The organism is Rhizobium metallidurans (assembly GCF_014196505.1).
Classification (GTDB): domain Bacteria; phylum Pseudomonadota; class Alphaproteobacteria; order Rhizobiales; family Rhizobiaceae; genus Rhizobium; species Rhizobium metallidurans.
The window spans coordinates 40715-59448 of record NZ_JACIDW010000010.1 but is presented as its reverse complement, the minus strand read 5'-3'; the positions used below and the strand labels follow the sequence as shown (position 1 = coordinate 59448).

At 63.2% G+C, this 18734-nt stretch carries 20 protein-coding genes and 2 tRNA genes; 10 read left to right on the top strand and 12 right to left on the bottom strand.

Annotation, left to right across the window (positions count from 1 at the left end):
• Nucleotides 1-7 precede the first annotated feature (7 nt).
• The 4 genes from GGQ67_RS15565 to GGQ67_RS15550 form a co-directional block, all read right to left on the bottom strand.
• The gene (locus tag GGQ67_RS15565) at nucleotides 8-1003 is read right to left on the bottom strand and encodes an NAD(P)H-quinone oxidoreductase (protein WP_183901054.1); all 996 of its coding nucleotides are present in this window, start codon (nucleotides 1001-1003) and stop codon (nucleotides 8-10) included.
• A gap of 75 nt (nucleotides 1004-1078) precedes the next feature.
• A complete protein-coding gene (locus GGQ67_RS15560; RefSeq protein WP_183901053.1) occupies nucleotides 1079-2884 on the bottom strand; it encodes a GGDEF domain-containing protein in 1806 nt (601 codons plus the stop codon).
• A 166-nt stretch (nucleotides 2885-3050) separates the two neighbouring features.
• The gene (locus GGQ67_RS15555) at nucleotides 3051-3278 is read right to left on the bottom strand and encodes a ribbon-helix-helix domain-containing protein (protein ID WP_183901052.1); all 228 of its coding nucleotides are present in this window, start codon (nucleotides 3276-3278) and stop codon (nucleotides 3051-3053) included.
• A 258-nt stretch (nucleotides 3279-3536) separates the two neighbouring features.
• Nucleotides 3537-4088: an HdeD family acid-resistance protein gene (locus GGQ67_RS15550; protein WP_183901051.1), complete on the bottom strand. Its 552-nt coding sequence runs from the start codon at nucleotides 4086-4088 to the stop codon at nucleotides 3537-3539.
• Nucleotides 4089-4226: 138 nt separating this feature from the next.
• Here GGQ67_RS15550 and betI point away from each other — a divergent pair, with 138 nt between their 5' ends.
• Together betI and betB are read left to right on the top strand one after the other, a co-directional pair.
• Nucleotides 4227-4913 carry a transcriptional regulator BetI gene (gene betI / locus GGQ67_RS15545; protein WP_183901050.1) on the top strand — a complete coding sequence of 229 codons (687 nt, stop codon included), beginning with the start codon at nucleotides 4227-4229 and terminating at the stop codon, nucleotides 4911-4913.
• A 1-nt stretch (nucleotide 4914) separates the two neighbouring features.
• Nucleotides 4915-6378 carry a betaine-aldehyde dehydrogenase gene (gene betB, locus GGQ67_RS15540; RefSeq protein WP_183901049.1) on the top strand — a complete coding sequence of 488 codons (1464 nt, stop codon included), beginning with the start codon at nucleotides 4915-4917 and terminating at the stop codon, nucleotides 6376-6378.
• 7 nt (nucleotides 6379-6385) lie between these two features.
• Here betB and GGQ67_RS15535 read toward each other — a convergent pair whose 3' ends face one another.
• Both GGQ67_RS15535 and GGQ67_RS15530 read right to left on the bottom strand, forming a co-directional pair.
• Nucleotides 6386-6739: a helix-turn-helix domain-containing protein gene (locus GGQ67_RS15535; RefSeq protein ID WP_183901048.1), complete on the bottom strand. Its 354-nt coding sequence runs from the start codon at nucleotides 6737-6739 to the stop codon at nucleotides 6386-6388.
• A gap of 6 nt (nucleotides 6740-6745) precedes the next feature.
• Entirely contained in the window at nucleotides 6746-6991 is a 246-nt protein-coding gene (locus tag GGQ67_RS15530) for a type II toxin-antitoxin system RelE family toxin (RefSeq protein WP_183901047.1), read from the bottom strand.
• Between the two features lie 96 nt (nucleotides 6992-7087).
• Between GGQ67_RS15530 and betA the strand changes: the two genes are divergently transcribed.
• A complete protein-coding gene (gene betA, locus GGQ67_RS15525; protein ID WP_183901152.1) occupies nucleotides 7088-8737 on the top strand; it encodes a choline dehydrogenase in 1650 nt (549 codons plus the stop codon).
• A 3-nt stretch (nucleotides 8738-8740) separates the two neighbouring features.
• On the opposite strand, the gene GGQ67_RS15520 is transcribed toward betA, so the two are convergent.
• Together GGQ67_RS15520 and GGQ67_RS15515 are read right to left on the bottom strand one after the other, a co-directional pair.
• The gene (locus GGQ67_RS15520) at nucleotides 8741-9040 is read right to left on the bottom strand and encodes a type II toxin-antitoxin system RelE/ParE family toxin (protein WP_183901046.1); all 300 of its coding nucleotides are present in this window, start codon (nucleotides 9038-9040) and stop codon (nucleotides 8741-8743) included.
• Nucleotides 9037-9309 (bottom strand): YlcI/YnfO family protein, encoded by a 273-nt coding sequence (locus tag GGQ67_RS15515; protein ID WP_112823111.1) that lies wholly within the window; start codon nucleotides 9307-9309, stop codon nucleotides 9037-9039. The genes GGQ67_RS15520 and GGQ67_RS15515 overlap by 4 nt, the downstream gene beginning before the upstream one ends.
• Before the next feature lie 206 nt (nucleotides 9310-9515).
• Between GGQ67_RS15515 and GGQ67_RS15510 the strand changes: the two genes are divergently transcribed.
• Nucleotides 9516-10877, top strand: a complete 1362-nt coding sequence (locus GGQ67_RS15510; RefSeq protein WP_183901045.1) for a chloride channel protein — start codon at nucleotides 9516-9518, stop codon at nucleotides 10875-10877.
• A 15-nt stretch (nucleotides 10878-10892) separates the two neighbouring features.
• Here GGQ67_RS15510 and GGQ67_RS15505 read toward each other — a convergent pair whose 3' ends face one another.
• Nucleotides 10893-11336: an RrF2 family transcriptional regulator gene (locus GGQ67_RS15505; RefSeq protein ID WP_183901044.1), complete on the bottom strand. Its 444-nt coding sequence runs from the start codon at nucleotides 11334-11336 to the stop codon at nucleotides 10893-10895.
• 412 nt (nucleotides 11337-11748) lie between these two features.
• On the opposite strand from GGQ67_RS15505, the gene GGQ67_RS15500 reads away from it, so the two are divergent.
• The 3 genes from GGQ67_RS15500 to cysN all read left to right on the top strand — a co-directional run bounded on the left by GGQ67_RS15500 (nucleotide 11749) and on the right by cysN (nucleotide 15210).
• Nucleotides 11749-12492 carry a phosphoadenylyl-sulfate reductase gene (locus GGQ67_RS15500; protein WP_183901043.1) on the top strand — a complete coding sequence of 248 codons (744 nt, stop codon included), beginning with the start codon at nucleotides 11749-11751 and terminating at the stop codon, nucleotides 12490-12492.
• Between the two features lie 278 nt (nucleotides 12493-12770).
• A complete protein-coding gene (gene cysD / locus GGQ67_RS15495) occupies nucleotides 12771-13724 on the top strand; it encodes a sulfate adenylyltransferase subunit CysD (RefSeq protein ID WP_183901042.1) in 954 nt (317 codons plus the stop codon).
• 1 nt (nucleotide 13725) lies between these two features.
• Nucleotides 13726-15210 (top strand): sulfate adenylyltransferase subunit CysN, encoded by a 1485-nt coding sequence (gene cysN, locus GGQ67_RS15490; protein WP_183901041.1) that lies wholly within the window; start codon nucleotides 13726-13728, stop codon nucleotides 15208-15210.
• A 63-nt stretch (nucleotides 15211-15273) separates the two neighbouring features.
• On the opposite strand, the gene GGQ67_RS15485 is transcribed toward cysN, so the two are convergent.
• Together GGQ67_RS15485 and GGQ67_RS15480 are read right to left on the bottom strand one after the other, a co-directional pair.
• Nucleotides 15274-16092, bottom strand: coding sequence for a bifunctional allantoicase/(S)-ureidoglycine aminohydrolase (locus GGQ67_RS15485; RefSeq protein ID WP_183901040.1), 819 nt, complete (start codon nucleotides 16090-16092; stop codon nucleotides 15274-15276).
• A 218-nt stretch (nucleotides 16093-16310) separates the two neighbouring features.
• Nucleotides 16311-16387: transfer RNA gene (locus GGQ67_RS15480), tRNA-Pro, on the bottom strand.
• Between the two features lie 270 nt (nucleotides 16388-16657).
• Here GGQ67_RS15480 and GGQ67_RS15475 point away from each other — a divergent pair.
• Nucleotides 16658-17074, top strand: coding sequence for a hypothetical protein (locus tag GGQ67_RS15475; protein WP_183901039.1), 417 nt, complete (start codon nucleotides 16658-16660; stop codon nucleotides 17072-17074).
• Nucleotides 17075-17230: 156 nt separating this feature from the next.
• Here the strand turns inward: GGQ67_RS15475 and GGQ67_RS15470 are convergent.
• Nucleotides 17231-17305: transfer RNA gene (locus GGQ67_RS15470), tRNA-Gln, on the bottom strand.
• Nucleotides 17306-17477: 172 nt separating this feature from the next.
• Between GGQ67_RS15470 and GGQ67_RS15465 the strand changes: the two genes are divergently transcribed.
• A complete protein-coding gene (locus GGQ67_RS15465; RefSeq protein ID WP_183901038.1) occupies nucleotides 17478-17774 on the top strand; it encodes a cupin domain-containing protein in 297 nt (98 codons plus the stop codon).
• A 41-nt stretch (nucleotides 17775-17815) separates the two neighbouring features.
• Nucleotides 17816-18733, top strand: a complete 918-nt coding sequence (locus GGQ67_RS15460) for an MBL fold metallo-hydrolase (RefSeq protein ID WP_183901037.1) — start codon at nucleotides 17816-17818, stop codon at nucleotides 18731-18733.
• Nucleotide 18734: the final 1 nt, after the last annotated feature.

Below are 18734 nucleotides of genomic sequence, written 5' to 3'. Positions count from 1 at the left end.
CTGCGCCTCAGAGGCGCAGCATGATCTTGCCGATATGGCTGCTCGATTCCATCAGCCTGTGGGCTTCGATCACGTCCTCGAAGGCGAAGGTCTTGTGGATCACGGGGGCGAGCTTGCCCTCGTCGAGCAGCGGCCAGACCTGCGACAGGAGATCGTCGCGGATGGCGCGCTTTTCTTCCGGCGTGCGCGGGCGCAGCGTGGAGCCCGTCACCGTCAGCCGCTTGACCATGATCGGCGAGAGGTTGGCCTTTTCGGCGACCGCGCCTCCGAGGAAGGCGATGATCGCAAGGCATCCGTCCTTCGCCAGCGAGGCGAGGTTCTTCTCGAAATAGGCGGCGCCGATCATATCGAGGATCATGTCGACGCCCTGGCCGGTCTCGGCCTTGATCACCTCGGCGAAATCCTCGGTCTTGTAGTTGATCGCGCGCTTCGCGCCGAGCCTGACGCAGGCATCGCATTTCTCCTGCGAGCCCGCCGTGGCGTAGACCTCGGCGCCGAAGACGCGGGCAAGCTGAATCGCCGTGGTGCCGATGCCGCTCGTGCCGCCATGGACGAGCACCTTTTCGCCCTCGGTGAGGCCCGCCATCTGGAACATGTTGGCCCAGACGGTGAAGTAGTTTTCCGGAAGGGCGGCCGCCTTGACGGCGTCGTAGCCTTTCGGGAACGGCAAGGCCTGGCCTGAGGGGATCACGCAATATTCGGCATAAGCGCCGCCATTGGTCAGGCCGCAGACCTTGTCACCCACCGCATAACCGCTGACGCCGGGGCCGATCGCGACCACTTCGCCCGATACCTCGAGGCCGAGAACCGGGCTTGCGTCCTTCGGTGGCGGATAGGTGCCCTGGCGCTGCGCGACATCCGGACGGTTGACACCGATCGCCTGCGTGCGCACGAGGATCTGCCCCTCGCCCGCCACGGGCAGCGGCCCACTCGATATGGTCATCACGTCAGGCGCACCGAAGTGCTTCATATCGACAAAACGCATCAGCGCAGGCAGGGACATTACCGCTCTCCTCATTCGGTTAGCAGTGAGATAGTCCAGCCATTCCTGATTGAGAAGAGCCGAAACGCCAGAGCGTCAATTCGCCTCGCCCAGCCGGTGGAAGACCAGACCTTCCTCGCTCTCCTTCGCCATGGCCTTGATATGGGCGATGGCGGCGGAGACACGGTTGATATCGTCAATGACGAGACCCTTTGGGAGCTCCAGAACGCCGATCGAGCAGCGCATCAGCGGGAAGAAGGCTTCGACGCCGGCGCGGTCGTGGCCACGGATGCGGCCGGCGGCGCGGTCGATCTCCGAATAGAGATCCTGGGCATCGTCGTGAAAATCGCCGATCAGCCGATCGAGAATTTCCGCCAGCTCGTCCTTGGTCCAACCCTGCACGCCGATGAAGAAATCGTCGCCGCCGACATGGCCGAGAAAATGGCGCTCGGCGAAGAAATAGCGGCGCATCAGGGCGGCGAAGAGCGAGATCGCGTGGTCGCCGAGGTGGAAGCCATAGGCGTCGTTGAAGGGCTTGAAGTTGTCGAAGTCGCAGTAGCAGAAATGGCGCGTCTCGTCGCTGTCGCGGCTCGCCTCGCGCATGAAATCGCGAATGGCGTGGTTGCCGGGAATGCCGGTCAGCGGGTTCTGGTCCTGCGCGGTCTTCAGCTTCTTCTCGTTCATCACCTTGATCAGCGCGGCGGCGGAGACGACGCCGGCATAGCGCATGTTCTCGGTCAGCAGCAGGCAGTTTGCGCCTTCCATGTTGGCGAAGATCGTCATCAGCTGCTCGGCATCGGTATCGAGGCCGACGATCGGGGCCATCTCGACGAAGTGCGAGATGGTGCGCTCATAGACCTTGTTCTTCAGGAGATCGCGGCCGAAGGGGTGGTAGATGTATTCCTTGAGATGGCGCTCGTGCAGGATGCCGCGCGGCTCGCCATTGGCGTTCAAGACCGGGAAGAAGGCATTTTGGGGATGGCGGCGGAAGACCTCGAAGACACTGTCGATCGTATCATTTTCATAGACCGTCGGCAGGACTTCGATCTGCTTGCGGATGAGGATCTCGTCGAGAGACTGGTTGTTGCGCTTGCTTTTGCCAAGTTCCTGCAGATGCGGGAATGACTGCACCAGTTCGGAGACATGCGTCGTCGGGCGAGAGATGAACCAGCCCTGCACGAGATCGACGCCATATTCGCGGCAGGTGATGAACTCGGCCTCGGTCTCGATGCCCTCGGCGATGACGCGGGTGCCGAGCACATGGGCGATGTGGACGATGTTCTTCAACAGGTGACGCTTGCGCGGATGCCGGTCGATATCGGCGACGAAGTAGCGATCGATCTTCAGGTAATCCACCGGATGATCGCAGAGCAGCTTCATCTCGCCATGGCCGACGCCGAAGTCGTCGATCGCCAGCTTGAAGCCTCGCTTGCGCAGCAGCGAGACAAGCGAGGCGAATTCGGGAACCGAGGTGTTGTCGAAGCGCTCGGAGAATTCGAAGCAGATCGAGGACGGCGGAATGTTGGCGAGTTTCAGATGCTGCAGCAGGTTTTCCACCAGCCGCTCGCCATCAGGGATGAGACGAACGTCGAGATTGAGGAACAACGTCGCGGTGGAGAAATTCGGCAGCGACGCGAATTTCGCGAGCGCCCGGCTCGCCACCATCTGCTCCAGCTGCAGCAGCTGGTCGCCGCGATGGGCCTCGTCCAGAATTTCCATCGGGGAATTGAAGCCCAGGCGCTCCTGGCCGCGCATCAGCGATTCATAACCGAAGGCAACACCTGTGCTGGCTTCGACGATCGGCTGGAAGGCGTTTTCGATGACGAGTTTTGCGAGGGTGATGATCTGATCGCTGGTATAGCGACGAATAAGGGCGGGTTCCAACGTGGCAGCCAAAGACATGCCATTCTCCACTGTGCGGCATTGTTTTGTCGTTTTTTCGCGCGGAGACTAGTGCGGAAGCGTCAACGAACACTTTCGCCAATGTGAAGCTTTTGTGAAACTTGGCGTTTTATCGCCAGCCCATGTCGCAACCGTCGTGCCAGACGGCGGCCATATACGCCTGCGTTCAGGCGGAGCGGCGATGCTCGTGGTCGGCGAACATGTCGGCGACGCATTTGGCATCGGCGGGTGCGCAATCGCGCTGGCCCTGCAGACCATCGACCTTGCGGGCGGCATCCCACAGCCGGAGCGCTTCGCGCACCACCTCGCTGCTGGACACATAGGTGCCGTCGTCGATCGCCGCGCGGATATCGGCCGCCTGCAGCGGAGAGATGGAAACGGTTACCATCGGCATGACATTTCTCCCATTGCCTCGTGGGCCTCCCATTGCCTTATGGGCCTCCCGTCGCCACGCCGGACAGATGCTTGCCCGGCCGGCGGACGGATACGCACTCGCTCTCAGCCGCCCTTCCGATCGCGGGTGTCGGGGCCGTGGGCAGCGTCGCTTTCGCATGTTTGCGACCTCCACCACCATGTGAATTTTAGTCTCCGCTCACATTCTTGTCAAAAAAGAAACAGTGCGTGATGAACGGGCTGTGAATAGCGGGCACAATCAGCGACGGATCGCGAGGCCGAAGGCCAGCATCGACCAGCCCTGAAGCAGCAGGTCGCAGGCCAGGAACAAGCCGAGGATCCACAGGCTGTTGACCGGCCAGCCGAGCACGATGACGAAGCCCGCGAGCGCCGTGATCAGGCCGCTTGCAAGCACCCAGCCCCAGCCTTTCGACGGGCGCATGCGCCAGCCGACGAAGACGCGGAAGACACCCGCCACCAGCAAGGCCATGGCCAGCAACAGCGTCAGCGCCGCCGATGCCAGAATGGGATTCATGAAGGCGAAGACGCCGGCCAGCACGTAAAGCACGCCGCTCAGCGCCCAGAACAACAGCTGCTCCCACTCGCGCACCTGAAAGGCATGGGCGAGATAGACGATGCCGCCGACCAGCATGAGCAGGCCGACGTAATAGACGGAAACGACGGTGGCGAGGACGACGTTGGCGGCGGCGATGGCGCCGAAGACGATCAGCAGCGCGCCGAGGACGACGAACCAGACCCATTTCGACCGCAGCGAGGAAGACGAAGGCATTTCATCGGACATGTCTGTCATCATGCACCTCCCGGTTGTTCATAGAGTATGGCGCAGAAACGCCGGATGAAAAGAGACATCTTGCGGAAAAGACGATCGGATTTTTGTTGATTGATCAGTCAATCAAAATTATGCTGACGCTATTGCAGGAGAAGGACCGTGCCGAAAGTCGGAATGGAACCGATGCGCCGCAAGGCGCTCGTCGACGCAGCGCTGCGCGTGATCGGGGATCACGGCTCGCTCAGCGTCACCATGTCCGAGATCGCCAGGAAGGCGGGTGTTTCGCCGGCCCTGGCGCACCATTATTTCGGCAGCAAGGAACAGCTGCTTATCGAGACGATCCGCTCGCTTCTAAAGCAGTTGCGCGACGACGCGGTGACGGCGCTGAAGGCGGCGCCCACGCCGCGCGCGCGGCTTTCGGCGGTGATCAGCGTCAGCTTCCATGCCGACCAGTTCGCGCCGCAGACGATCGCCGCCTGGCTCGCCTTCTATGCCGAGGCGCAGCGCTCGGAAGAGACGCGCCGCTTCCTGGTGATCTACGCGAGGCGCCTGCGTTCCAACCTTCTCGCCAACCTGAAGCCGCTCTGCCCCGTTGATGTCGCGGAACACATCGCCGAAGGCGTGGCCGCGATGATCGACGGGCTCTACATCCGCCAGAGTCTCGGCTCGACGCCCATTGGCGCCGAGGCATCGATCGCGCTGACGGAGGATTATGTGACGATACAGCTGGACCGCCACCCGGCTTCTTTGAGCGAAGCAGGCGCAGCCCCCTCATCCGGCCTTTCAGGCCACCTTCTCCCCGAGGGGAGAAGGGAAAGCGAACCCAAGCACCGCAAGGACATCTGACATGAGAGCCCAGCCCACAGCATCGCACTTCATCGATGGCGAGTATGTCGAGGACGATGCCGGCACCGTGATCGAAAGCCTTTATCCGGCGACCGGCGAGGTCATCGCGCGGCTCCATGCCGCCACGCCCGCCATCGTCGAAAAGGCGATCGCGGCGGCCAAGCGCGCCCAGCCGGAATGGGCGGCGATGAGCCCGACGGCGCGCGGCCGCATCCTGAAGCGGGCCGCCGACATCATGCGCGAGCGCAACCGCGAGCTCTCCGAACTCGAAACGCTCGATACCGGCAAGCCGATCCAGGAGACCATCGTCGCCGATCCGACCTCCGGCGCCGACAGCTTCGAGTTCTTCGGCGGCGTGATCGCGGCCGGCCTCAACGGCTCCTACATCCCGCTCGGCGGCGATTTCGCCTATACCAAGCGCGTGCCGCTCGGCGTCTGCGTCGGCATCGGCGCCTGGAACTATCCGCAGCAGATCACCTGCTGGAAGGCCGCACCGGCGCTCGCCGCCGGTAACGCCATGGTCTTCAAGCCCTCCGAAAACACGCCGCTCGGCGCCCTGAAGATCGCCGAGATCCTGATCGAGGCGGGTCTTCCGAAGGGGCTCTTCAACGTCATCCAGGGCGACCGGGACACCGGGCCGCTGCTGGTCAACCATCCCGATGTCGCCAAGGTGTCGCTGACGGGTTCGGTGCCGACGGGCCGCAGGGTGGCGGCGGCCGCCGCCGGCAATCTCAAGCATGTGACGATGGAGCTTGGCGGGAAATCGCCGCTGATCGTCTTCGACGATGCCGATATCGACAGCGCGGTGGGCGGCGCCATGCTCGGCAATTTCTATTCGACCGGCCAGGTCTGCTCCAACGGCACCCGCGTCTTCGTGCAGAAGGCTATCAAGAGCGAATTCCTGAAGCGGCTGAAGGCGCGCACCGAGGCGATTGTCATCGGCGATCCCATGAACGAGGCGACGCAGATCGGCCCGATGGTCTCCTGGGCGCAGCGCGAGAAGGTCCTCGATTACATCGAGAAGGGCAAGGCCGAGGGCGCGACGCTCGTGGTCGGCGGCGGCATTCCGAACAACGTGTCGGGCGAAGGCTATTATGTGCAGCCGACGGTGTTTTCGGACGTGACCGACGAAATGACGATCGCCCGCGAGGAGATCTTCGGGCCCGTCATGTGCGTGCTCGATTTCGAGGACGAGGCGGAAGTCATCGCGCGCGGCAACGCCACCGAATTCGGCCTGGCGGCCGGCGTCTTCACCTCAGACATGAGCCGCGCCCACCGGGTGGTCGATCTGCTCGAGGCCGGCACGCTGTGGATCAACACCTACAATCTCTGCCCGGTCGAAATCCCCTTCGGCGGCTCCAAGCAATCCGGCTTCGGCCGCGAGAATTCGCTTGCCGCGCTGGAGCATTATTCGGAGCTGAAGACGGTCTATGTCGGCATGGGGCCGGTTCAGGCGCCTTATTGATATGAACTCAGCCGACAACGAGATCGTCGAGATCGACATTCAGGGCCGACGCGATGCGCTTCAGCACATCGACGGAGCCCGTCTTCTTGCCGGTCTCGATTTCGGAGAGATAGGGCTGCGAAATCCCGGCGGCGGCGGCCAACTCGGAAATCGTCATGCCACGGTAGTTGCGAAAGCTGCGGATGCGGCTGTCGCTTTCCGTGAGTTCCTTGACGAACTCATAGGGCCAAGTTTCCTCGCCGGCGGCGACGCGCGACATTATGGCGTCGGCCTGCAAGCCATCGACCAAGTCCTCATAGTCTTCTTCAGTCAGAAGGACGTAGTTCTTCCCATCGATCGTCAGCTTCTGGATATCGCCCATCGCGTCCTATTCCTTGTAGATACTGCCGCGCGGGCCTGCCTCGATGACCATGACGACCCTGCCCTGATCGTCGATGATCACGCGGTCCCGACCAACGCGGATGCGATAGTAGTCCCTGCCCTGCAACTTCTTTATGTCGACCGGTTGCCCAAGGGCATAGGCGTCGAGCTTCGCATAGATCGCGGCCCGGCGCTTCGGTTGCATGAGGCTCAGGCTCTTTTGCGCCTCGCGGGTGATGACAATCTGCTTCATCGCAATATAGCTCTCAGCGATAAATTCGACCAGCAAAAAAATAGCATTCCGCAATACACCCACTAGTAGCAAAGTTCCAGAGATATGGGAATGACCATGCAGGCAGATTTCGTCATCATCGGTTCCGGCTCGGCGGGCTCGGCGCTTGCCTATCGTCTCTCCGAAGACGGCAGGAACAGCGTTATCGTCATCGAGGCCGGCGGGTCGGATTTCGGGCCGTTTATCCAGATGCCGGCGGCTCTTGCCTGGCCGATGAGCATGAAGCGCTACAATTGGGGCTATCTCTCGGAGCCCGAGCCTCACCTCAACAACCGGCGCATTACGGCGCCGCGCGGCAAGGTGATCGGCGGGTCGTCGTCGATCAACGGCATGGTCTATGTGCGCGGACATGCGGAGGATTACAACCGCTGGGAGGCGCTCGGGGCCAATGGCTGGGCCTATGCCGACGTGCTCCCCTACTTCAAGCGGATGGAGCACAGCCACGGCGGCGAAGAGGGCTGGCGCGGAACCGACGGGCCGCTGCATGTACAGCGCGGCGGCTTCCGCAACCCGCTGTTCCACGCCTTCATCGAGGCCGGCAAACAGGCGGGCTTCGAGGCGACGGACGACTATAACGGCTCGAAGCAGGAAGGCTTCGGGCTGATGGAGCAGACGATCTTTCAGGGGCGCCGCTGGTCGGCCGCGTCGGCCTATCTGAAGCCGGCGCAGAAGCGCGCGAACGTCGATCTCGTCCATGGCCTTGCCCGCAAGGTGGTGATCGAAAACGGCCGGGCTGTTGGCGTGGAGATCGAGCGCGGCGGCACGGTGGAAATCGTCAAGGCCAATCGCGAGGTGATCGTCTCGGCCTCGTCCTTCAACTCGCCGAAGCTGCTGATGCTCTCGGGCATCGGCCCGGCGGCGCATCTGAAGGAGATGGGGATCGAGGTGAAGGCGGACCGGCCCGGTGTCGGCGCCAACCTGCAGGACCATATGGAATTCTATTTCCAGCAGGTCTCGACCAAGCCGGTGTCGCTTTACTCGTGGCTTCCCTGGTTCTGGCAGGGCGTTGCAGGCGCGCAGTGGATGTTCACCAAGTCGGGGCTCGGCACCTCCAACCAGTTCGAGGCCTGCGCCTTCCTGCGCTCGGGCCCCGGCGTCAAGCAGCCGGATATCCAGTATCACTTCCTGCCGGTGGCGATCAGCTATGACGGCAAGGCGGCCGCCAAGAGCCACGGCTTCCAGGTGCATGTCGGCTATAACCTGTCGAAATCACGCGGGAACGTGACGCTCGCCTCATCCGACCCGAAGGCCGATCCGTTGATCCGCTTCAACTATATGAGCCATGCCGAGGACTGGGAGAAGTTCCGCCACTGCGTGCGGCTGACCCGCGAGATCTTCGGCCAGCAGGCCTTCGACCAGTATCGCGGCGCCGAGATCCAGCCGGGCGAGAGCGTCCAGACCGACGACCAGATCGACGCCTTCCTGCGCGAGCACCTGGAAAGCGCCTATCACCCCTGCGGCACCTGCAAGATGGGCGCCAAGGACGATCCTATGGCGGTGGTCGATCCGGAAACGCGGGTGATCGGCGTCGATGGCCTGCGCGTCGCCGACAGTTCCATCTTCCCGCATGTGACCTATGGCAACCTCAACGGCCCGTCGATCATGACCGGCGAGAAAGCCGCCGACCACATTCTCGGCAAGCAGCCGCTGCCGCGTTCCAACCAGGAGCCGTGGATCAATCCGCGATGGGAAGTGAGTGACCGGTAGGGGTTAGTGGTAGTCGTCTTCGCGCTGGTGGCGGACGGCGAGGATGGTCACGGTTGTGCTGTCTTCGATTTCATATAGCGCGACGTAGCCTGAATTGCTGAAAGGGATCACAAGTTCTCGTATTCGTGGGAGGTTCCCTCGGGTCTTTCGAGACGAGAACGGAAAATCCGCGAGGTTCCCGATTGCCTTTTCGATCACATTGATTGCCTTTTCGGCCACGACTGGATCGCGATCCAATAGAAATCTATAGAGGCGCCGGATATCCAATCTTGCTGCGGGGGAATAGCGCAGCTCGAAACTCACTTGCGAAGCTCGGCTTTCTTATCAGCCAACATCTGCCGAAGCTCGGCGTGCACTTCCTCCGCGCTATAGTAGACACCGGTTCTCTTAGCCTCATCGCGGGCGGCCAGTCCACGCGCGATGAACTCGTCCTGCGTCCGTCGAAAATGAACTTGGGCTCGCACCGAATTCTCGACGAACGCCGATAACGTTTCGCCTTCCTCAAGCACGCTTTCAGCGGCGGCACGCAGCTCTGGATCGACACGCAGAGACGGCAGCGTTGCGGATTTCATGATGGACCTCGCGCGTTGCAATTGCGATGCATCATACGGCGCCGGGCGACAGCTGGCAAGTTGCGGCTCGGCGGGCGATCAGCCGACCGTCTGACAAAATAGGACATCCGCAAGCTCCCCCGCATATTCGCCAGGACTTGCAAACGCCGGCCACGGGGCAGATAAGACCGGTGCCCCCTATCCTGCCCCCACCGCAAGTGACCGACATGCCCCCACTCTACCGCAAATCCAAGCTGCTCCGCCGTTCGCGCGTGTTTCGGGGTTCGTTCTCGCTCTGGCGTCCGCGGCTGGTCTTCTGGTGTGGTGCGCTGGCGATCGGGTTGATCAGCGTCGCCTTCGCGGAACTCGCCGACATCTCGCAAAAGGCATTCGCGGCGGTGACGACATCGGGGCGGTGGTCGTTCCTGCTGCCGCTGGTGATCACGCCGGCCGGCTTCGTGCTGTCAGCCTACCTGGCGGCGAAGCTGTTTCCGAATTCGCAGGGGAGCGGCATTCCGCAGGCGATCGCGGCCCGTCACCTGCATGACGAAGCCGATCGCACGCGGCTGCTGTCGCTCCGGATCGCCGGCGGAAAGATCCTGCTGACCGTGCTCGGCCTCTTCTCCGGCGCATCGATCGGCCGTGAGGGGCCGACGGTGCAGGTGGGCGCGTCGATCATGCTGGCCGTCGCCCGTTTCGGCGGCATGGCGCAGGCGCGCGGGCTGATCCTGGCGGGCTCGGCGGCCGGTATCGCTGCCGCCTTCAACACGCCGCTTGCCGGCATCGTGTTTGCGATCGAGGAGATGAGCCGCACCTACGAGTCGCGGTCGAACGGGCTGGTGCTGACGGCGGTGATCCTCTCCGGTCTCGCAGCGCTGGGGCTGTCGGGCAGCTACAACTACTTCGGCTCCACCTCGGTGGCGCCCATGAACATGGCCGATTGGAGCCTCGTTCTCATCTGCGGCGTCGGCGGCGGGGCGCTGGGGGCCGGCTTCAGTGGCCTTGCGCTCCATATCGGCCAGCGTGTGCGCCGCTGGGCGCAGCCCCAGCCCTTGAAGCGGATGCTCTGCCTCGCGGGCGGCTGCGGCCTGGCGATCGCCGTCATCGGCATCGCCTCTGGCGGCAACACCTTCGGCACGGGCTACGAGCAGGCGAGAGGTGCTGTCGAGGGGCAGGCGCTGCCGCTGTTCTTCTTCGCGGAAAAGCTGCTCGCCAGCTTCCTGTCGATGATGTCGGGCATTCCTGGCGGCATCTTCGCGCCTTCGCTTGCCGTCGGCGCCGGTTTCGGCAGCACGATCGGCACGCTGATCGGCAGCAGCATCGCGCTTTCTGCCATCCTCGGCATGACCGGCTATTTCGCCGGCGTCGTACAGGCACCGATGACGGCTTTCGTGATCATCTTCGAGATGACCGGCGATCATGAGGCGATGATCCCGATCATGGCGGTGTCGATGATCGGCTACGTGACGTCACGCTTCCTGTCGCGCGAGCCGCTCTATCACGGCCTGTCGCGCGTGTTCATCGCAGCCGCGATCCGGGCGCGGCGCGCGGCGGAGAAGGCGTCACATCAGGAAGAGCCGGCCCACTGAGGCCGGCGTTGCGCGTTAGGCCAGCATCCGCGTGACTTCGGCACCGCGCGGTGCCACGGCGTCGGCGATTGTCGTCGAGAACAGCACCTTGCGGGTGGCGTCGGCGACCTTGGCGAAGACGTGGCGGATCTGGCAGTTCTGCTCGCCGTCACAGTCGTCGCATTTGCGGTAGGCGGTGATCGACAGGCAGGGAAGCGGGGCGATCGGGCCGTCGATGATGCGCAGCACTTCGCCGAAGGTGATCATGTCGGCCGGCTTCAGGAGCAGATATCCGCCCTGCTTGCCACGACGGCTGACGACGATGCCCTGGTGCTTGAGGTCGAGAAGGATCTGCTCGAGGAACTTCTTCGGGATCTTCTGCTGCGCCGCGATATCGGAGATCATCACCGGTTCGCCGTCATCGGCCTCGGCCAGAACGGTGAGCGCCCTAAGCGCGTATTTCGCCTTCTGCGTAATCATTTTCAGCCATCGACACACAAGCGGCGGACACTCACGGCGCCCGGCCGGACTCTTCATCTTCCTTCTATCTCACGCGCTGGATGAACATAGTTTGAACAAACGCACGAAAGCGTTGAGATACAGGCTTTTCCGCCTTGTTTTCCATCTCAATTCAGCAATCGTGAAGTTACCCGAAAAAGCCGCCCCGCCGGCATCAAATCAGATTTCCGATTGACAGGCGGCGTGTAACTCTACTAAATTAATAGAGATTATAGCGCAACGTCGGACCCGCATGCTGGTGCGGCGGCTTTTCTGCGTTGCAGCGGCCGGAGAGAGATATTTGCTCCTTTCCAGCCCGCTTTCGAAACGCCTGTTTCTGTCCTGTCCATCGCCAAGCTGCGATACTCCTGTCAACATCTAGGACAGGATTCCCATGACTGTTGCCCATACAATCGAAGAAGCGAAAACGCTGAACGCGACACTTGCAAGCCTATCTCTGGCGGAGCGCCTGTCGTTCGTCGCCGGCCTCGGCGGGCGGGTCGTGTTCACGACGTCGCTTGGTATCGAAGACCAGGTCATCACCGCCGAGATCGGCAATCACCGACTGCCGATCGACGTCGTGACGCTGCAGACCGGCCGTCTGTTTGCCGAGACGCTGAACCTGATCGACGAGACCGAAAAGCAGTACGACATCCATATCAGCCGCTACGAGCCCGAGCAGGCCGATATCGACGCCTACGCGGCGCAATACGGCCTGAACGGCTTCTACGAGAGCGTCGAAGCGCGGCATGCCTGTTGTGGCGTGCGCAAGCTGAAGCCGCTTGCGCGCGCACTCAATGGGGCAACCATCTGGATCACCGGCCTGCGCCGCGGCCAATCGGCCAATCGCTCCGAGACCCCGTTCGCCGAATATGACGCCGACCGCCATCTCCTGAAGGTCAATCCGCTGGCCGACTGGGACATCGACGTTATCAAGGCCTACGTCGCGGACAACAGCGTGCCGATCAATCCGCTGCATGCGCGCGGCTACCCTTCGATCGGCTGCGAGCCGTGTACCCGCGCCATCAAGCCCGGCGAGCCCGAGCGCGCCGGCCGCTGGTGGTGGGAACAGGACCAGACGCGCGAATGCGGCCTGCACGTGGCTGAAGAGGCTTCGGCGGTGACGATCGCGCAGTAAGTTTGAAAGTGACGGGGCAGCACCTGTGGCCCCCTCATCCGCCTGCCGGCACCTTCTCCCCGGTGGGGAGAAGAGACAAGCGGTAAGCACCGCAGCTCCTTTCCGACAGTTGTTGGGACGAAAACGCGAGCGACGCGTCCCTTCTCCCCAGCGGGGAGAAGTGCCGGAGCGCCAGCGAGGCGATGAGGGGGCCGCACGGTACAAGGCCAGTGAAGACCGAAACGAAAACAGGGTGAGGCCCGCCTCCCCGCCAAGGAATTGGAAGTCTGGAGTAAGACATGCCCGATAGCCGTCCGGATACGGAACTCAGCAATCCGCAGAGCACCAAGCCGCCGCTCGACCCTCATCTGAAGGCGCTCGAAAACGAATCCATCCATATCTTCCGCGAAGTGGCGGCCGAGTTCGAGCGTCCCGTGATGCTCTACTCGATCGGCAAGGACAGTTCCGTGCTGCTGCATCTGGCGCGCAAGGCCTTCTATCCCGGCCGCGTCCCCTTCCCGCTCTTGCACGTCAACACCGGCTGGAAGTTCGCGGAGATGATCACCTTCCGCGACAAGATCGTGAAGGAATATGATCTCGACCTGATCGAGCACATCAATCCACGCGGTGCCGCCGAAAACATCACGCCGTTCACCTTTGGCTCGGCGCGCTACACCGACATCATGAAGACGGAAGCGCTGCGCAATGCGCTCGACGCCGGCAAGTTCGACGCGGCCTTCGGCGGCGCGCGGCGCGACGAGGAAGCATCCCGCGCCAAGGAGCGCATCTATTCCTTCCGTACGCCAGACCACCGCTGGGACCCGCGCAACCAGCGTCCCGAGCTCTGGAACATCTATAACGGCCAGATCCGCAGCGGCGAGAGCGTGCGCGCCTTCCCGCTGTCGAACTGGACCGAGGTCGATATCTGGCGCTACATCCAGGCCGAAAACATTCCGATCGTGCCGCTCTACTTCGCCGCCAAGCGCCCCTATGTCGAGCGCGACGGCATGATGATTTCGGCATCAGATCCGCGCCTGGAGCTGCTGCCCGGCGAGACCAAGCAGGAAGACTTCATCCGCTTCCGCACGCTCGGCTGCTTCCCGCTGACGGGCGCGATCAAGTCCACCGCCACGACGATGGACGACATTATCGCCGAACTTGAAATTGCCACTGTCTCCGAACGCCAGGGCCGCGCCATCGACCGCGACCAGTCCGGCTCCATGGAGAAAAAGAAGCGTGAAGGATATTTCTGAGATGACTGCAGCAGCAACAGCAAGCGCCATCGCCGCTCCCCTCGCCGAGCCTCAGCAGGCCGCGCGCGACACGCGACCGTTGCGCCTCATCACCTGCGGCAGCGTCGATGACGGAAAGTCCACGCTGATCGGCCGCCTGCTCTGGGACACCAAGGCCGTCAAGGAAGACCAGGCAGCGACGCTGCGCCGCGATTCCACCGGCAAGCAGAACGACCTCGGCCTGCCCGACTTCGCGCTGCTTCTCGACGGCCTGCAGGCCGAGCGCGAACAGGGCATCACCATCGACGTCGCCTATCGCTATTTCGCGACCGACAAGCGCTCCTTCATCGTTGCCGACACGCCCGGCCACGAGCAGTACACCCGCAACATGGCGACCGGCGCCTCCACGGCCGATCTCGCCATCCTCTTGGTCGATGCCCGCGCCGGCATTCTCGAGCAGACGCGTCGTCACGCGACGATCGCCTCGCTGCTCGGGATCAAGCAGTTCGTGCTCGCGGTCAACAAGATCGACCTCACCAACTACGACCGTGCCGGCTTCGAGAAGATCGTCCACGAATTCCGCGAATTCGCGCTGTCGCTCGGCGTTAAGCAGATCACCGCGATCCCGATGTCGGCGCTGAAGGGCGAAAACGTCGTCTATTCCGGCGAGGCTTCGATGCCGTGGTATGCCGGCCCGACGCTGGTGGAAACGCTGGAACTCGCCACCGTGCGCTCGTCGCAGACGGTCGGCTTCCGCCTCTCCGTGCAGCGCGTGTCGCGCCCGGGCGAGAGTTTTCGCGGTTATCAGGGCACGGTTGCCGGCGGCTCGGTGAAGCCTGGAGACAGCGTCATGATCCTGCCGTCGGGCATGGTCGCCAACGTCACCAAGATCGTCACCTTCGACCTCGTGCGCAATGCCGCGGTTGCCGGCGACGCGATCACGCTGGTGCTCGACCGCCAGGTGGACGTGGCGCGCGGCGACATGATCGTCTCGATCGACAGCCAGCCACAGGTGGGCCTGTCCTTCGACGCGCAGATCGTGGCCTTGCAGCCCGAGGGCATCGAGTCCGGCAAGCGCTACTGGCTGAAGAGCGGCAGCCGCCGCCAGCGCGTTCAGGTCCAGCCGGTGGCGCAGCTGCAGCTGAAGACCGGCACCTGGACCTCGGCCGAGACGCTCTACATGAACGCCATCGGCAAGGTGCATCTGACCTTCGACGAAGCGGCGATCTTCGACCCTTACGAGCTGAACCGCTCGTCGGGCGCCTTCATCCTGATCGATCCGGAGACCAACAACACGGTGGCCGGCGGCATGGTGACGGGCAAGCGCTCGGAGCTCAGCGGCCTGCGCAGTGGCGACGGTCGCGTGCTGCTGTCGCTGCCGGCCGATCTCGCCGACCAGATCATGGCAAGCGAGCTGTTTTCCAGCCGCCGCGACGAGGCGGAGGTGCGCCGGATGACGGCGGCGGAGGCCGCCAACCTCTGGTCCAACGCCGGCGGCGATATCTGATACAACGAGTTGAGACGGGGCCGATCGGCCCCGTTTTCCTTCGCGGAGGCGGTCGCGAACCGCTTAGAACAACGGCATGTGCCGGTTGACGTCCTTGTAGAGCAGGTAGCGGAAGCGGCCGGGACCGCCGGCGTAGCAGGCCTGCGGGCAGAAGGCGCGCAGCCACATGTAGTCGCCGGCCTCGACCTCGACCCAATCCTTGTTAAGACGATAGACCGCCCTGCCCTCGAGCACGTAGAGGCCGTGCTCCATGACGTGGGTTTCCATGAAGGGGATGACTCCGCCGGGCTCGAGCGTGACGATCGTCACGTGCATGTCGTAGCGCAGGTCGGCCGGATCGATGAAGCGGGTGGTCGCCCAGACGCCGCCGGTATCGGGCATGGCCTGCGGCGGGTTCTGGTCCTCATGGGTGAAGAGCGCCGGCGGCGGCTCGAGGCCTTCGACCGGCTGGAAGGCCTTGCGGATCCAGTGGAACTTGGCTGTAACCGCGCCCTTGTTCCACAGCGTCCATTTCGAGCCGGCCGGCAGGAAGGCGAAGGCGCCGGGGCGCAGCACATGCGTGGCGCCCTCGTGATCCACCGTGACCTCGCCATCGACGACGAAGAGCACGCCTTCGGCGCGCTTTTCCGGCTCCGGCCTGTCGCTGCCGCCACCCGGCTGCACTTCCATGATGTATTGCGAAAAGGTCTCGGAAAAGCCGGTCATCGGGCGCGAGATGACCCAGGCGCGCGTGCCCTGCCAATGGGGGAGATAGCTGGTGACGATATCGGTCATCACCGTGCGCGGGATGACGGCATAGGCGGTCGTGAACACCGCCTTGCTCGACAAAAGCTCGGTCTGCGGCGGCAGGCCGCCCATGCTGGAATAGTAATCTCTGCTCATCGATCCGCTTCTCATGACATCAGGTGACAGCAAGGTTTAAGCGCGCGGTCCGGGCGAGGCAATACGCGGATTGGCGGAAGTGTCGTGCTTGTGCGGAGATGTTCGGGAGATGGATGCGGCGATACCAAACGGTCCGCAATCGGTCCGCTGCGACAAGGCGACGTATTCGGAAAAATTCGGGATCGGGCGGAAAATCCTGTATTGCCGGGATTTTCAGCTGGTCGGAGTGAGAGGATTCGAACCTCCGACCCCCACGTCCCGAACGTGGTGCGCTACCAGACTGCGCTACACTCCGTGACCAGCGGCGCCTCTATAGACCGGCCCAACGGCTTGCGCAAGCACCAAAATCCAAAGCGGGTTGCATTTTTATGACGGCGGCTTCGAGAAGCGCGGCCGGGCCTGCGCGCGAGCAAAAAGCCACACCCGCCGCAAATTTCGCGATCGCTGGAAAGAGCCGATTTTCTTTTTCCGGGTTCCGCGCTAAAGCGCTCGTCAGGACAGGCTGAAACGCTGCAGGGGCAGTGATTCCCGCCGCCGAATGCGCGACAAATTCAGGGACGACATCATGAAACTCCGCACTTTCGCAGCCGCAGGGCTGGCCATTGCCCTGGCCGGCTGCACGACCATCCCGACGGCCGCCGATCCGATCTCCAGCCGCTGGGTCGGCCAGTCCGCCGGCAAGTTCTTCGCCGCCTACGGCCCGCCGCTCACCGATGCCGACACGGGCAGCGGCAACGTCTACACCTGGAAGGGCGGCTACAAGACCGTCAACGTTCCGGCGAAGTATGCCGATGGCACTGAGGGCAAGCGCGGCAAGCAGATCTCGCCCGCCCGCAAGCAGTACCTGCGCTGCCAGGTCGAGATCACCACCAACGCCGACTACACGATCCGCACCATCCGCGTTTCCGGCGACATCCCCGGCGTGAACGGCCCCTCCTACTGCGCCGAATTCCTGGCGCCTGCCCAGCCGGCCGCGCAGTAAGGCGCAGCGAGGCGAGAGACATCAGAAGGCGGGACACGGGTTCCGCCTTTTTTGGTTTCTGGGCTATGTTGCGACAACAGAGCTGGAGGCTCAGCAACGATGCGTGCTGATCGGCGTGATGATGTCTTGGGTGTTGCTGGCTGAGAATTACCGCGGTGGCTGGGGCGCCAGGATTCGAACCTGGGAATGCCGGTACCAAAAACCGGTGCCTTACCGCTTGGCGACGCCCCACCAGAGATTGGCAGCGAGAAACGCTTGCCAATTGCGTCGCCTGATTAGCAAAGGTCCGTTGACGTCACAATCATTAAGTTTCGGGGCGAGCATATTTCTGCGCGCCTTTTTTGTGCGCTGCTACGGGCGGCATGCTAGGTCTGTTCTAAGACAAGACCGCTTCGGAGTGACAATGAGCCAGTATCGCGCCCGTCCGCCTGCCCTTGCCACGCTTCTCGTCGACGACGCCGTGGTCCGGATCACGCGCTGGGACTTCGAGCCCGGCGCCGATACCGGCGTGCATACGCATGGCATGGGCTATGTCGTCGTGCCGATGACGGACTGCCGGTTCCTGCTCGAGGAGAAGGACGGCAGCCGGCGGGTGGATATCTCGGCGGGCGCCGCCTACCGGCGCGATGCCGGCATCGAGCACAATGTCGTCAATGCCGGCGACAAGCCGATGTCCTTCATCGAGATCGAGTACAAGTAATTGGTCGGCCCCTTGCCGGGGCGCACGACCGCAGGAACGACATGGCCAATCCAGACTTCAATCTCGCCTTCGAGCCTTCTTATGGCCAAGCCGTGCCGGTGGCACCAGGCGTGCAGCGGCTCACGGTCAACAATCCGAGCGCTTTCACCTTTCACGGCACCAACAGCTATATCGTCGGCGACCGCTCCGTCGCGGTGATCGATCCCGGCCCTGATGACGAGGCGCATCTCGCGGCGCTGATGGCGGCGCTCAAGGGTCGCGAGGTCACGCATATTCTCGTTTCCCACACACATCGCGACCACTCGCCGCTCTCGCGCCGGCTCAAGCAGGCGACGGGGGCGATCGTCGTCGCCGAGGGGCCGCACCGGGCGGCGCGGCCGCTGCATGCGGGGGAGACCAATCCCTTTACCGAAAGCTCCGACATGGCGTTCCGCCCCGATATCGCGCTTGCCGATGGGGAGGCGATCGAGGGCGACGGCTGGCGGCTGACGGGTATCCACACGCCCGGACACGCCGCCAATCACATGGCCTTCGCGCTCGAGGACACCGGCATCCTGTTTTCGGCCGATCACGTCATGGCCTGGGCGACCTCGGTCGTCGCGCCGCCGGATGGATCGATGGCCGATTACATGGCCTCGCTCGACAAGCTGATCGCAAGGCGCGACCGGCTGCTCCTGCCCGGCCATGGCGGCCCGGTGCGCAAGCCGATCTCCTTCATACGGGCTTTGAAGACGCACAGGCGGATGCGCGAGCGCGCGGTGCTTGGGCGGATCAGCGCCGGCGACACCAATATCCCCGACATGGTGAAAGTCATCTACCGTGACACCGATCCGCGCCTGCACGGCGCCGCCGCCCTTTCCGTGCTCGCCCATATCGAGGACCTGATCGAGCGAGGCGAGATCGAGACCGACGGCCCGCCGGCGCTTCTGGGGTCGTACCGGATGGCCGGGAGAAAATGAG

What these genes read in the sequence shown, in the direction of transcription:
- GGQ67_RS15565 (WP_183901054.1), bottom strand. Translation starts at nt 1,003, where the DNA reads ATGTCCCTGCCTGCGCTGATGCGTTTTGTCGATATGAAGCACTTCGGT.
- GGQ67_RS15560 (WP_183901053.1), bottom strand. Translation starts at nt 2,884, where the DNA reads ATGTCTTTGGCTGCCACGTTGGAACCCGCCCTTATTCGTCGCTATACC.
- GGQ67_RS15555 (WP_183901052.1), bottom strand. Translation starts at nt 3,278, where the DNA reads ATGCCGATGGTAACCGTTTCCATCTCTCCGCTGCAGGCGGCCGATATC.
- GGQ67_RS15550 (WP_183901051.1), bottom strand. Translation starts at nt 4,088, where the DNA reads ATGACAGACATGTCCGATGAAATGCCTTCGTCTTCCTCGCTGCGGTCG.
- betB (WP_183901049.1), top strand. Translation starts at nt 4,915, where the DNA reads ATGAGAGCCCAGCCCACAGCATCGCACTTCATCGATGGCGAGTATGTC.
- GGQ67_RS15535 (WP_183901048.1), bottom strand. Translation starts at nt 6,739, where the DNA reads ATGGGCGATATCCAGAAGCTGACGATCGATGGGAAGAACTACGTCCTT.
- GGQ67_RS15530 (WP_183901047.1), bottom strand. Translation starts at nt 6,991, where the DNA reads ATGAAGCAGATTGTCATCACCCGCGAGGCGCAAAAGAGCCTGAGCCTC.
- betA (WP_183901152.1), top strand. Translation starts at nt 7,088, where the DNA reads ATGCAGGCAGATTTCGTCATCATCGGTTCCGGCTCGGCGGGCTCGGCG.
- GGQ67_RS15515 (WP_112823111.1), bottom strand. Translation starts at nt 9,309, where the DNA reads ATGAAATCCGCAACGCTGCCGTCTCTGCGTGTCGATCCAGAGCTGCGT.
- GGQ67_RS15510 (WP_183901045.1), top strand. Translation starts at nt 9,516, where the DNA reads ATGCCCCCACTCTACCGCAAATCCAAGCTGCTCCGCCGTTCGCGCGTG.
- GGQ67_RS15505 (WP_183901044.1), bottom strand. Translation starts at nt 11,336, where the DNA reads ATGATTACGCAGAAGGCGAAATACGCGCTTAGGGCGCTCACCGTTCTG.
- GGQ67_RS15500 (WP_183901043.1), top strand. Translation starts at nt 11,749, where the DNA reads ATGACTGTTGCCCATACAATCGAAGAAGCGAAAACGCTGAACGCGACA.
- cysD (WP_183901042.1), top strand. Translation starts at nt 12,771, where the DNA reads ATGCCCGATAGCCGTCCGGATACGGAACTCAGCAATCCGCAGAGCACC.
- cysN (WP_183901041.1), top strand. Translation starts at nt 13,726, where the DNA reads ATGACTGCAGCAGCAACAGCAAGCGCCATCGCCGCTCCCCTCGCCGAG.
- GGQ67_RS15485 (WP_183901040.1), bottom strand. Translation starts at nt 16,092, where the DNA reads ATGAGCAGAGATTACTATTCCAGCATGGGCGGCCTGCCGCCGCAGACC.
- GGQ67_RS15475 (WP_183901039.1), top strand. Translation starts at nt 16,658, where the DNA reads ATGAAACTCCGCACTTTCGCAGCCGCAGGGCTGGCCATTGCCCTGGCC.
- GGQ67_RS15465 (WP_183901038.1), top strand. Translation starts at nt 17,478, where the DNA reads ATGAGCCAGTATCGCGCCCGTCCGCCTGCCCTTGCCACGCTTCTCGTC.
- GGQ67_RS15460 (WP_183901037.1), top strand. Translation starts at nt 17,816, where the DNA reads ATGGCCAATCCAGACTTCAATCTCGCCTTCGAGCCTTCTTATGGCCAA.